At 61.6% G+C, this 12,947-nt stretch carries 9 protein-coding genes and 1 tRNA gene; 3 read left to right on the top strand and 7 right to left on the bottom strand.

Translation table 11 applies throughout. The features are described 5' to 3' along the window. Positions 1 to 32 precede the first annotated feature (32 nt). The 7 genes from KHO30_RS22920 to fdnG form a co-directional block, all read right to left on the bottom strand. Positions 33 to 128 (bottom strand) — tRNA-Sec (locus KHO30_RS22920). 57 nt (positions 129 to 185) lie between these two features. After that, entirely contained in the window at positions 186 to 2,102 is a 1,917-nt protein-coding gene (gene selB / locus KHO30_RS22915) for a selenocysteine-specific translation elongation factor (RefSeq protein ID WP_211702435.1), read from the bottom strand. After that, entirely contained in the window at positions 2,099 to 3,529 is a 1,431-nt protein-coding gene (gene selA, locus KHO30_RS22910) for an L-seryl-tRNA(Sec) selenium transferase (protein ID WP_211702434.1), read from the bottom strand. The genes selB and selA overlap by 4 nt, the downstream gene beginning before the upstream one ends. Positions 3,530 to 3,545: 16 nt before the next feature. Further along, positions 3,546 to 4,544 (bottom strand): formate dehydrogenase accessory protein FdhE, encoded by a 999-nt coding sequence (gene fdhE / locus KHO30_RS22905; RefSeq protein ID WP_093646699.1) that lies wholly within the window; start codon positions 4,542 to 4,544, stop codon positions 3,546 to 3,548. A gap of 120 nt (positions 4,545 to 4,664) precedes the next feature. Continuing rightward, positions 4,665 to 5,330, bottom strand: coding sequence for a formate dehydrogenase subunit gamma (locus tag KHO30_RS22900; RefSeq protein ID WP_097394618.1), 666 nt, complete (start codon positions 5,328 to 5,330; stop codon positions 4,665 to 4,667). Beyond that, positions 5,317 to 6,249 carry a formate dehydrogenase subunit beta gene (gene fdxH / locus KHO30_RS22895; RefSeq protein WP_093646694.1) on the bottom strand — a complete coding sequence of 311 codons (933 nt, stop codon included), beginning with the start codon at positions 6,247 to 6,249 and terminating at the stop codon, positions 5,317 to 5,319. Before fdxH ends, KHO30_RS22900 begins: the two co-directional genes overlap by 14 nt. A gap of 9 nt (positions 6,250 to 6,258) precedes the next feature. Then, positions 6,259 to 9,327, bottom strand: coding sequence for a formate dehydrogenase-N subunit alpha (gene fdnG, locus KHO30_RS22890; RefSeq protein ID WP_211702433.1), 3,069 nt, complete (start codon positions 9,325 to 9,327; stop codon positions 6,259 to 6,261). 254 nt (positions 9,328 to 9,581) lie between these two features. On the opposite strand from fdnG, the gene selD reads away from it, so the two are divergent. The 3 genes from selD (at position 9,582) to KHO30_RS22875 (ending at position 12,946) form a co-directional block, all read left to right on the top strand. Continuing rightward, positions 9,582 to 10,646: a selenide, water dikinase SelD gene (selD, locus tag KHO30_RS22885; RefSeq protein ID WP_093646726.1), complete on the top strand. Its 1,065-nt coding sequence runs from the start codon at positions 9,582 to 9,584 to the stop codon at positions 10,644 to 10,646. 145 nt (positions 10,647 to 10,791) lie between these two features. Further along, a complete protein-coding gene (gene mnmH / locus KHO30_RS22880) occupies positions 10,792 to 11,859 on the top strand; it encodes a tRNA 2-selenouridine(34) synthase MnmH (RefSeq protein WP_211702432.1) in 1,068 nt (355 codons plus the stop codon). 31 nt (positions 11,860 to 11,890) lie between these two features. Continuing rightward, on the top strand, positions 11,891 to 12,946 hold the full coding sequence (locus KHO30_RS22875) for a permease (RefSeq protein ID WP_211702431.1): 1,056 nt from the start codon (positions 11,891 to 11,893) through the stop codon (positions 12,944 to 12,946). The last annotated feature ends 1 nt before the right edge of the window (position 12,947 follow it).

The raw sequence follows: 12,947 nt of genomic DNA, 5'->3' as shown, positions 1-12,947 counted from the left end.
ACAGCGAGCGTTGCCTCGCTCCGGGAATGTCCTGGCGGAAGGCAGCCGGAGTCGAACCGACCTGAGAGCGTCTGACGCCCTCAACTGGATTTGAAGTCCAGCCGCACCACCGGATGCGAATGCCTTCCTACGGTGATTGAACAAATTGAACTACCTGAACCACGCCCTGCAACTCAAACACTGAATCAGATCAGTTCGAGCCAACGACTATCCGTGCGCATCAGATGGAGGCCACGGTGGAAGCGAGTATATCCAACCCGGTCGAAGAATTCCAAAAGCTGGATCGCACGTTTTCGCCCAAGGCCGGTGACATCGCGAAACGGTGCGGCCGCTACCGTACCCGCATTCTTTTCTGCTTCGGAACCCGCAATCAAAGCCAGTTCGCGAATCACCTCGTGGTGATAGAAGAGGTCGCGCACAACCTGAAAAAGCTCGCCCTGCCGCGCGAGTTTGCGCAGTAACTGCCGCACGCGGTCTTCGGATACGCCGTGTGCATTTGCCAGATCACGCACCCAAGGCGGATCGAAACGTCCGTCTTTTAGCGCCGGCAGCAGCGCCGAAGCGAGTGCGCGATCGGCGTCGTCGAGCGTCACCGCGTGGTCCGGCAAATGCAACCACGGCCCGCGCCTGATGATCTCGCCGCGCGCCGCTGAATCGTCGACTAGTGCACGCCACAGTGCGTCGTCGACGAGCGGCGCTGCGATCCGCCGTAAGCGCGAGACATCCGGGCCGAGTTCGTCTGGCGAGCGCTCGTGGTATTGCCTTAGCGCCGCAATCAGGCGCGCATTCAAGGCACGCCATGACGCATCGGCGATCAACAACGCGTCATTACCGCCGGGGAGTTCCACCACGCGTGTGTCAGATGGCAACGCGAGCACGGCCGCCGGCATACCCGTCAGTCGTTCCAGCAACGAACGGGACAATCCATGCGGCGCCCTTGCCAGAAGCGAATCCAGCGCGCCGGTGTCGAGCATGACCTGAATCGCATCGAGCCACGCCAGCCGCTCCGCCGAGCGACGTTTCCGCGAAGGCGCAAACGGATCGAGCACATGACCACCCCCAACCGTGCGATTAGCCTGGGCATTGCGCACGACAAAGCGGTCGCCAGGAAGGGCGCACACCGGCCGTTCGAACACGAGTTGCACGCGCGCCCGCTGACCTGCGCCGAACGTTTCGCCATCGAGCAACGCGACATGCGCCACCTGATGCTGTGTGCCGAGGTGCACATGCAGCGGCGCCCAATGCTCCAGCGTCAACGGTGCATCAGCGAGTAGCGTCAGCATGACGTCGATGCGTTCCGAGGCTTCTGATAAACGCGGATCGACAATCCAGTCGCCACGATCGATTGCGCTCTTCTCGATGGCCGCCAGATTCAACGCGCAGCGCTCGCCGGCCTTTCCAGTCTCGGCCGGTCGATTCTGCGCATGAATACTACGCACACGCACCGGCTCATTTTTCGGCGCGAGCAGCATCGTGTCACCCACCGTCACGCGTCCCGACACGACAGTTCCTGTCACGATCGTGCCTTGACCTGAAAGCGTGAAGACCCGGTCGATCGCGAGACGGAACAGACCGTCGTCGCGCTTCATGCGCCACGCTGCTGCCGCTGCGTGCAAATGCGCTTTCAACGCGGCGACGCCAGGATCATCCTCACGCGTCGCGCAGGTGTCGAACACGGGCGCGTCCTGCAGCACGCTGCCGCTCAGAAACGCTGTCACCTCGTCATGTACTTTCTGCAGTCGCTCAGCATCAACACGATCTATCTTGGTCAGCACGACCGCGCCGCGCTTGATGCCGAGTAGCTCGACAATCGCCATATGTTCGCGCGTTTGCGGCATGACGCCATCATCAGCAGCAATCACGAGCAGCGCGAAATCGATCCCGCTTGCGCCCGCGGTCATCGTATGGACGAGCTTTTCGTGGCCCGGCACATCGATCAGGCCAAGCACGTCGCCGTTGTCGAGCGGCACGTATGCATAGCCCAGTTCGATCGAAATACCGCGCGCCTTTTCTTCCTTGAGACGATCCGTATCGACGCCCGACAACGCTCTCACCAGACTCGTTTTGCCGTGGTCGATATGTCCGGCCGTACCTACGATCATGCCTGCACGTCCTTCAGTTGCTCGATCAACTGCGCTTCATCGGCGGCTTCGAGACAGCGCAGATCGAGACGCAACGCATCGTCTGCAATCCGGCCGATGACCGGCCGCGCCATCTCACGCAAGCGCTTCTCGAGCGCGAGCAACTGACGGCCGCTGCGCTTGCCGTCGGCGGTCCTGACGACAAGACCGTAGCTCGGCAGCACATCGACAGGCAATGCGCCGCTGCCTATCTGACTGAACATGGGCTCGGCCACGACGACGTAGCGATCGCCGGCCACACGCTGCAACGCAGGCTGCACCCGCTCCGCGGTGAGCCGGATATCGTCACCCGGTCGCGTAAGCAAACGCAGCGTGGTCAGCCGCTCAGCGAGTTTTTCCGGCGCGCGATACATCTGCAGCACGGGCTCCAATGCCGCGAGCGTCAGTTTGCCGACCCGCAGCGCGCGCTTGAGGGGATGTTTCTTGATCTTGGCGATCAGATCACGCCGGCCGACGATCAACCCCGCCTGTGGGCCGCCAAGCAGCTTGTCACCGCTGAACGTGACGAGGTCGGCACCGGCTTCGATGGTTTCGCGCACGGTCGTCTCACGCGGCAAGCCCCATTGCGTCAGATCGACCAGCGTGCCGCTACCGAGGTCCACCGCCACGGCAAGACCGCGCGTGTGGGCAAGCGGCGCGATGGCGTCGACCGCGACCTCTTTGGTGAATCCGCTGATCGCGTAATTGCTCGTGTGGACTTTCATCAACAGCGCAGTCTGCGGACTGATCGCTTCGTCGTAGTCCTTCAGATGCGTACGGTTGGTGGTGCCGACTTCGCGCAACTTCGCGCCCGCACGGTTCATGATGTCGGGAATGCGAAACGCGCCGCCGATTTCAACCAGCTCGCCACGCGACACGATCACTTCTTTCTTCGACGCCAATGCGGACAACGTAAGCAACACTGCCGCGGCATTATTGTTGACGACGGTAGCCGCTTCGGCCCCTGTCAGTTCGCAGATGAGTTCGTCGATCAGGTCGTCGCGATCACCGCGCTTGCCGGTGCCGAGATCGAACTCGAGGTTGGCCGGTTGCGTGAGCGCCTTCATGACGGCTTGCACCGCTTCGTCGGGCAGCAATGCGCGGCCGAGATTGGTATGCAGCACGGTGCCGGTCAGATTGAAGACGCTGCGCAAGCGGGCCGCGTTGCGGCGGCGCAGCGTGGCCTCGACGGTGACCTGTAGTTGCGCGATATCGAGCGCGCTCACCGACGCATCGCCGGACTGCGCGCTGGCGCGCCAGGCGTCGAGTGCGTCACGCAGAGCACCCAACACCTGAGTACGGCCGAACTCGGTTAGCAACGGCGCAAACTCGGCCGACGCCATCACCTTTTCTACCGACGGCACACGCGCCATCAGCGCCCGCAATTCAGAGCCGGTTACATCGCTCACGAGGCAATCCTCATTCTCAGTCGGACTCGCCGGAAGAATCATCAGCCGCAGGTTCGGCCTGTTCCGGCCAGAGCCACGGATGCGGCGACGCGCGCCGGTAACCTTCCGCTCCCATCAGCAGGTCCAGCGTGAGACTGGCGAGATCGTCCGCGAACGGTTCGAAATCGTAGTCCTTCGACTGGATGCCGATCTTCCGGTAAGTATGGCATTCATCGCACGACTCCGCCTTCAAGGACGCATTCTTCGAATCGGCTTCTCGCGTGGCCTCGTCGGCGTCCTGCGAGCCGACAGCGTGATAGGCAATGCCTTTGGTCGAATCGCAGTTCGAGCATTTCGCGCGGACCATGTGCCACTCCGTCGCACACAGGCCGCATTGCAGGTAACGGTAATTGTCGTACGCACCGCCCACGCGCACCATGCTTGCCACCGGATGCGATCCACACACCGGACACAAGCCCAGCGTCTCGATGTACGGCACCTCGCGCTTGTCGATGTCGGCAGCAAGGTCGGTCCATACGACTTGCAGCGCCGCCATGATGAACGGCGCGCTCGCCGGATCGACTTCCTCGAAGCGCTGCGCGAAGATCGCGTCGGCCTGGGTGTCGAGCGTGGCCTGATCCAGCGTTCGCTGCTTTTCAATGAGCGCTTCTAGCGGCGGTGTAAGCGGGCCGGCGGCCTGCACCTTGTCGAGCAGATGCAGCAAAACCTCGTGCCACGCGGGATCGCGCACGCCGGAAAGCGCTGGAATCAGCGGCATGGAATGCTGCTGTGCACTCGCGATCAACTCGGCGCTGGGCGGCTTTGCCTTGAAGCCGGTGATCACGGCTTGCTGCGCGTCCGCGAGCACAGCCATCAGACGCAAATAGCCGGCGATCGGATTGCTGAGCGCCGCCAACTGACGCAGCCGCGCGGCGCGCGCCGAAAAGACCGCCAGCCGTTCCGGCGTACGGATGCGGGGAATCGCCGTGTGGTCGAGCGATTCGATATCGCCGGCCTCAAGAATGCGTTGAACCAAAGTATCGACCTCTGAAAACTGCGCTGAAAACTGAAGAGCCGCCGCAGTTCGTCGAACAGGGGCGGCGGCTCGGGGTGCGTGGCAAGTTGCGCCACGCGTTTTCCCTATCTATTGCCGTTCCTACTTGCCGATGATTTCCTTGAACCAGTTCGGATGATGCTTTCTTGCCCAGCCGTAGGTCACCGTCCCGCGCGTCATCGCACCGATCGAGCCCTTGATCCACAACGCCGCATAAATATGCACGACGATGCCGACGATCAGCACGAACGCAGCCGCAGCATGAACCAGCGCCGCGAGGCGAATGATTTCGATCGGAAAATAGAACGAGAAATAGCGCCGCCAGATCACAATGCCGCTCGCCAGCAACAGCAGCAGGCAAATCACCATAGTGAAAAATAGCAGCTTTTGACCGGCGTTGTATTTCCCAATCGCAGGGAGTTTTTCCTCACGATTGTTGAGCACGTCGTCGATCTGCTTCATCCACTGGATGTCGGCTTTGTCCAGATAGTTGTGATGCCAGAAGCGCAACGCAAGAATCAGGAACGACAGGAACATCACGCAGCCAACAAACGGATGCAGAATCCGCGTCCATTGCCCGCCGCCGAAGATCGCGTACAGCCACGACATGGCCGGATGAAACATGGCGAGACCGGAGAGCGCCAGCAGAACGAACGTGATGGCAGTGATCCAGTGATTCGTCCGTTCATTCGGCGTATAGCGCTGGATCAGGCTGTTGCCCTTCACGTCTTTCAGCACAACGTGCTCATGATTTTCAGCGTGCTTCATCGGATGCCTCCCGCGAACGGCGTGCTTCGTCAGCTTCGTGCTGTGCTTCGGCTTCTTCCGCCTCCGTCACCTCGTTCGGACCGACACGGGTGTAATGGAAGAACCCTGCCACCGCAGCAAACGCGATACCTGCCAGCGCCAGCGGTTTCGCCAGACCTTTCCACAGAGAAACCATCACGCTGATTTTCGGATTCTGCGGCAAGCCGTGATACAGGTTGGCTTTGTCGGCGTGATGCAGCACGTACATCACGTGCGTGCCGCCCACGCCGGCAGGATCGTATAAACCGGCGTTCTGGAAACCGCGCTCCTTCAGATCGACAATCCGATCCGCCGCCTGCTGCTTCATGTCCTCCTTGGTGCCGAACATGATCGCGCCAGTCGGGCAGGTCTTCACGCACGCCGGCTCCTGACCGACGGCCACGCGGTCCGAACACAGCGTGCACTTGTACGCACGGTTGTCCTTCTTCGAAATACGCGGCACATTGAACGGGCAGCCGGTTACGCAATAGCCGCAGCCGATGCAGTTTTCCTCGTGAAAATCCACGATGCCGTTCGTGTACTGCACGATCGCGCCCGGCGAGGGGCAGGCCTTCAGGCAGCCCGGATCCTCGCAGTGCATGCAGCCGTCCTTGCGGATCAGCCACTCGAGATCGCCTTCGGTGTTCTCGTACTCCGAGAACCGCATGACGGTCCACGAATGCTCAGACAGATCGCGCGGGTTGTCATAGATGCCGGTCGTGGTACCGATCTCGTCGCGCAGATCGTTCCACTCCATGCAGGCCGTCTGACACGCCTTGCAGCCAATGCACTTCGATACGTCGATGAGCTTGGCGACCGTGCCCGTCACCGGCTCACGCACTTGCGGTTCGGGCAAGGTCGTGGCCGAGAGGCGTTTGATATCCAGTGATTGCAGTGCCATCTCTTTTCCTTATGCCTTTTCGACCTTGACGAGGAACGACTTGAATTCCGGTGTTTGCGAATTCCCGTCGCCCACGGAGGGCGTCAGCGTATTGACGAGATAGCCCGGTTTCGCGAGCCCCTTGAAGCCCCAATGCAAGGGCAAGCCGACCGTCTGGACCTTTTTCCCTTCGATCATCAGCGGTTTGATCCGCTTGGTGACGAGCGCCACGGCGATGATGTGCCCGCGATTGGACGACACTTTCACACGGTCCCCCGCGACCACGCCCACCTCCTTCGCCAGATCTTCGCCGATCTCCACGAACTGCTGCGGCTGCACAATCGCGTTCAAACGCGCGTGCTTGGTCCAGTAGTGGAAATGCTCGGTCAGACGATACGTGGTGGCCGTATGCGGGAAATTCTCATGCGTGCCGAAGGCGGCCCGATCGTCCGGGAACACGCGCGCCGCCGGACTGCTGACGACCGCCTTGTTATCCGGATGCAGCGGGTTATAGCCGAGCGGCGTTTCAAACGGTTCGTAGTGCTCGGGGAATGGTCCTTCCACCAGACCGTCGCGCGAGAAGAAGCGCGCCACACCCTCCGCATTCATGATGAACGGATTCATGCCGTTTTCAGGCGGCTCGTCCACCTTGAAGTCGGGAATGTCGGCACCGCTCCACGTCTTGCCGTTCCACGCGATCAGCTTGCGCGTGGAGTCGAACGGCTTGCCGCTGACGTCGCACGAAGCACGGTTGTACAGAATCCGTCTGTTCGCCGGCCACGCCCATGCCCAATTCAACGTATTGCCGATGCCGGTCGGATCCGAGTTGTCGCGACGACCCATCTGGTTGCCCGCCTGAGTCCACGCACCGCAGAAGATCCAGCAACCGCTTGCGGTGCTGCCGTCGTCGCGCAATTGCGCGAAGCCCGCCAGTTGCTCGCCTTTCTTCGCGAGCACCTTGGTTTTGTCAGTGGCGTCGGTCACGTCGGCGAGCGCCTTGCCGTTGAACTCCATGGCGATTTCTTCAGGCGTCGGGCTTTCCGGATCGGAATAAGGCCAGCTCATGTTGAGAATCGGATCGGGATACTTGCCGCCGTTCTCCTTATAAGCCTTGCGAATGCGCAGCCACAGCCCCGACATGATCTCGAGGTCGCTCTTCGCTTCGCCCGGGCCGTCGGCGCCCTGCCAGTGCCACTGCAGCACGCGGCTGGAACTGACCAGCGAACCGCGTTCCTCGGCGAAACACGTGGTGGGCAGACGGAACACTTCCGTTTGAATCGTCGACGGATCCACGTCGTTGAACTCGCCGAAGTTCTTCCAGAACTCCGAAGTTTCAGTGGCGAGCGGATCCATGATGACGAGCCACTTCAGCCGGGCCAGACTCGCGCCGATCTTCGCCTTGTTCGGCGCCGCAGCGAGCGGGTTGAAGCCCTGCGCGATGTAGCCGGTCATCTTGCCTTGATTCATCAGCTCGAAGACCTGCAGCATGTCGTATGACTTATCGAGCTTCGGCAGATAGTCGTAGCCGAAGTTGTTCTCGGCGGTCGCGTTATCGCCCCACCACGACTTCATAAAGCTGACGTGAAACGCGCGGTAGTTGCGCCAGTAGCTCAACTGGTTCGGCCGCAACGGCTGGCTCGCGCGCTTCTTGATGAAAGCGTCGAAGTCCTGCTCGGCCTCCATCGGCAGCGTCATGTAGCCCGGCAACAGGTTCGACATCAAACCCAGGTCGGTCAAACCCTGAATGTTCGAGTGACCGCGCAGCGCGTTCATGCCGCCGCCCGCAATGCCGATGTTGCCCAGCAGCAATTGCACCATCGCACCGGTGCGGATGATCTGCGCGCCGATCGAATGATGCGTCCAGCCGAGCGCGTACAGGATCGTGCCGGCACGCCCCGGGACAGCTGTGGACGCCAGCATCTCGCACACCTTGAGGAATTTTTCCTTCGGCGTACCGCAGGTCCGTTCGACCTGTTCGGGCGTATAGCGCGAGTAGTGCTGCTTCATCAGCTGGTAGACGCAGCGCGGGTGCTGCAGCGTCGGGTCGATTTTGGCGTAACCGTCGTCGCCGATCTCGTAGTCCCACGTGCTCTTGTCGTAGCTGCGTTTATCCGCGTCGTAGCCGGAATACAGGCCGTCCGTGAACGAGAAATCCTCGCGCACGATGAACGGCATATCCGTGTAATTCCTGACGTACTCGTGCTGAATCTTGTCGTTGGTGAGCAAATAGTTGATCACCCCGCCCAGGAACACAATGTCCGAGCCGGTTCGAATCTGCGCGTAGTAATCCGCGACCGAGGCCGTGCGCGTAAAGCGCGGATCGACCACGACCAACCTTGCCTTGCGATGCGCCTTCGCTTCCGTGACCCACTTGAAACCGCACGGGTGCGCTTCGGCCGCATTGCCGCCCATCACGAGAATCACATCCGCGTTCTTGATGTCGACCCAATGGTTCGTCATCGCTCCACGGCCAAACGTCGGGGCAAGACCTGCCACCGTCGGGCCGTGTCAAACACGTGCTTGATTATCGAATGCGAGCATGCCAAGACTGCGGACAGTCTTGTGCGTCAAATACCCCACTTCATTGCTACCGGCCGATGCTGCGAGCATGCCGGTGGTCAGCCAGCGGTTGACCTTCTTGCCGTCTTCCGTCGTCTCGACGAAATTGGCATCGCGGTCTTCCTTCATCAGTTTGGCGATGCGATCGAGCGCGTCTTCCCAGGAAATCCGCTTCCATTCATTCGATCCGGCCGCGCGGTACTCCGGATACTTCAGACGGCTCGGACTGTGAATGAAGTCGATCAGGCTCGCGCCCTTCGGGCACAACGTGCCGCGGTTCACCGGATGATCGGGATCGCCTTCGATGTGGATGATGCTGGACTTTGCATTCTTGGCGTTGTCGCCAAGTCCGTACATCAGGATGCCGCAGCCCACCGAACAGTACGGGCAGGTGTTGCGGGTTTCGGTTGTGCGCGACAGTTTGTACTGACGAACCTCGGCCAGCGCGGGTGCCGGAGAGAAGCCCATGAGGGCCAAACTTGATCCGGCGAGCGTGGTGGCGGAGACCTTCAGAAACTGTCGCCGGGACATGTGGGTCATGTAATGGCCTCGGCTCTTTTTGGGATACTAATAACGATTATAGAGGCCGATATGAAGTCCTGCAGCCAGACCGCCCATCTCTTTAAAGTTGTTAAATATGAAGCGCCGCAGCCGGTTTAACGGAAGCAGCACTATTCCTCTTGCATCAGTTGATTGCGTCCGCAACGACCCGCGCCGTGGGTGGCCGCTATCCTGCGCCGCGCTCGAACAACCGCCATAATGTGGTCATTCGAAGCCTGAAATCCGCGCCACACATGACCGACACCCTCCCCGCCGCAAACCCTTCGCCCCGCCTGACCAGCCTGTCGCACGGCGGTGGCTGCGGCTGCAAGATCGCTCCTGGCCTGCTCGCCGACCTGCTCAAGCGCAGCGCGCCGCTGCCGTTCTTTCCCGACCTGCTGGTCGGCAACGATACCGCCGACGACGCCGCCGTCTACCGGCTCAACGACGAGCAGGCGATCGTCGCCACCACCGATTTCTTCATGCCGATCGTCGACGATCCGTTCGACTTCGGCCGCATTGCCGCAACCAATGCGCTGTCAGACGTCTACGCCATGGGCGGCAAACCGATCATGGCGCTGGCGATCGTCGGCATGCCGATCAATGTGCTGCCGCACGACGTGATCGCGGCGGTGTTAAAGGGTGGCGAGTCCGTCTGCGCCGAAGCCGGCATTCCCCTCGCCGGCGGTCACTCGATCGATTCGGTGGAACCCATCTACGGCCTCGTTGCGATCGGCGTGGTCGATCCGCGGCGCGTCAAACGCAATGCCGGTGCGCGCGCGGGCGACGTGCTGATCCTCGGCAAGCCACTGGGCGTGGGCGTGCTGTCGGCGGCGTTGAAAAAAGACCGGCTCGATTCAAACGGCTATGCCGCGATGATCGCGGCCACGACCAAGCTCAACCGGCCGGGCGCGGCGCTGTCCGCGCTCGACGGCGTGCATGCCCTCACGGATATCACCGGTTTCGGCTTGCTCGGCCATACGCTGGAATTGGCGCGCGGATCGAATCTGACTGCTCGCGTGCGCTATGCGGATCTGCCCTGGCTGCCGGACGTGGTCAGCTTCGCGGAAGCCGGCATTTTTACTGGCGCTTCCGGGCGCAACTGGGACGCATACGGTAAAGACATTGTTTTGCCTTCCTCATTGCCGTCGACGGCCCGTACGCTGCTCACCGATCCGCAAACCTCGGGCGGCCTGCTGGTTTCATGCGCGCCGGAAGTAGTCGACGAGGTGCTCGCCCTGTTCCGCGCCGACGGTTTCAACGAAGCGTGCGTGATCGGCGAAATGGTCAGCGGGGACAAGCGAGTCGAGGTTAGCTGAGGCGCGAGCGGGTTTCATCGGCGAAGCCAGGCTAGGCAAGGCGAGACGCAGGTCCAGGACGCAGGCCTGCGCGGCTCGCCAGCCGGTATTCACGGCGCATGCGATAATTTCGCTTCCCCCGCTGGTCTGTTTCGTCCGTAACCCCTTGAAAAACCTACTCGTCAGCCTCGATCAAGCCGGTGATTTCGATGAAATCATCGACGTACGCACGCCCCTGGAATTCGCCGAAGACCACATTCCCGGCGCGCTCAACGCACCTGTGCTGAGCAACGAAGAGCGTGTTCTGGTCGGCACAACTTACAAGCAGGTCTCAGCGTTCGAAGGCACGCGGATCGGCGCGGCGCTGGTTGCGCGCAACATCGCGTACCACCTGGAAACCACCTTCGCCGACCGGCCGCGCAACTGGCGGCCGCTGATCTATTGCTGGCGCGGCGGGAAACGTTCGGGTTCGGTCACGACGCTGTTCAATATGATCGGCTGGCCGGCACGTCAGCTGGACGGCGGCTATAAAGGCTATCGCCGCGCGACGCTGGACACCCTCGAGACGCTGCCGAAGCAGTTCAATTACATCGCGCTAGTGGGCCCGACCGGCAGCGGCAAGACGCGCCTGCTCGAAGCGCTGCGCCAGGCGGGCGCGCAGACGCTGGATCTCGAAGCGCTGGCTGCCCATCGCGGCTCGCTGCTCGGCGCATGGGCAGGCGTTGAGCAGCCGTCGCAAAAGCACTTCGACACGCTGCTGGTGACCGCCCTGCGCACATTCGATCCCAAACGGCCGGTGTTCGTCGAAGCGGAGAGCCGGCGGATCGGTTCGATTGCGCTGCCGCTCGCGCTCCTCGACACGTTTCATCAGGGCGCTTGCGTCGAAGTGCTATCGAGCCACGAAGACCGCGCGGCGTTCCTGCTGCATGACTATGCGCATCTGTTCGACGATCCTGAGTCGTTGAAAGCGCAGCTGCAGAAGATGATCGGTTTGCATAGCCGCGAACGTGTCACGGGCTGGCAACACCTCGTCGATGAAAATAGCCGGGCCGAGCTCGCGCGCGAGCTGATCGAACGGCACTATGATCCAGCGTATGCGCGCAGCAGCCATCAGCATTTCGTGCAATTACCGCAGGCGTTGCAAATGAATTTTCGGCCTAACGACGCCGATCTCGTTGAGCAGGCAAAAGCCCTGCTTGCCCAACTCGATAACAGCGCGCTCGCCGTCATCTGACCAAAAAAATTAACGTTCAAGACCATCCACTATGCAATCAACCCTTCGACAGCCCCGCGTCGCCCTCGGCTGGATCGTGTTTCTGCTGATCGCCATCGTCGGGCTCTTCTATGTGAAGTGGTTTCCGTACTACAACCGGGCGTTCGTCGCTGCAAGTCAGCATTCCATCGGCAAGTCGATCCTGATGGGTACGGCGTCGAACGCGCCTGCAGCCTCGTGGCAGGCCGCCATCGACTACGCGCTGGCCTACGGTAAGGCGATCTGGCAAGCCATGGTGCTAGGCCTTCTTCTGGGCTCGGCAGTGCAGGCGCTGATTCCGCCGCAATGGGTCGCGCGCGCGCTCGGCAGGACCGATTTCAGCAGCGTGGTGAAGGGCGGCTTGATGTCGTTGCCGGGCATGATGTGCACGTGCTGCGCGGCGCCGGTCGTGGCCGGCTTGCGCGCCCGTCAGGCGGCACCAGGTGCGGCGATCGCGTTCTGGCTGGGCAATACCGCTTTGAATCCGGCCACGCTGATTTTCATGGGCTTCGTGCTCGGCTGGCAATGGATGGGCTTGCGGCTCGCCCTCGGCCTCGTGATGGTGTTCGGCCTCGGCTATCTGGTGAACCGCATGGTCACGCCGAAGGAAGCCGAGGCGTCGCGCGAAGCCATGGCACAGCTCGTCACCACCGACGACCCGGGCACCGCGTTCACACGCTGGGTGAAAATCCTCGGAACAATGACGCTGCGGCTGATTCCCGAATACATCGTCCTGGTGCTGATTCTCGGCGCCGCGCGAGCATGGCTGTTCCCGCACATCGGACCCAGCATCGATAACAGCCTGCTGTGGATCGTCGCTTTGGCGATCGCCGGAACCTTGTTCGTGATTCCGACCGCGGGCGAAGTGCCGATCATTCAGGCCATGCTCTCATTCGGCATGGCCGCGGGTCCGGCTGGCGCGTTGCTGATGACGCTGCCGCTAATCAGCGTGCCGTCGATGGCCATGCTTGGGCGCTCGTTCCCGAGGCGCGTGCTGACGGTGGTGGCGCTGGCCGTGGTGGTTTGCGGGGTGGTCAGCGGGTTGCTGGCTATTGCATTGGGGTTTTAAA

The organism is Paraburkholderia aspalathi (genome assembly GCF_905220735.1).
In the GTDB taxonomy this organism is placed as follows: Bacteria; Pseudomonadota; Gammaproteobacteria; order Burkholderiales; family Burkholderiaceae; genus Paraburkholderia; species Paraburkholderia aspalathi.
This window is presented reverse-complemented; position numbering and strand designations above follow the sequence as displayed.

What these genes read in the sequence shown, in the direction of transcription:
- selD (WP_093646726.1), top strand. Translation starts at nt 9,582, where the DNA reads ATGACCGACACCCTCCCCGCCGCAAACCCTTCGCCCCGCCTGACCAGC.
- KHO30_RS22900 (WP_097394618.1), bottom strand. Translation starts at nt 5,330, where the DNA reads ATGAAGCACGCTGAAAATCATGAGCACGTTGTGCTGAAAGACGTGAAG.
- fdxH (WP_093646694.1), bottom strand. Translation starts at nt 6,249, where the DNA reads ATGGCACTGCAATCACTGGATATCAAACGCCTCTCGGCCACGACCTTG.
- KHO30_RS22875 (WP_211702431.1), top strand. Translation starts at nt 11,891, where the DNA reads ATGCAATCAACCCTTCGACAGCCCCGCGTCGCCCTCGGCTGGATCGTG.
- selB (WP_211702435.1), bottom strand. Translation starts at nt 2,102, where the DNA reads ATGATCGTAGGTACGGCCGGACATATCGACCACGGCAAAACGAGTCTG.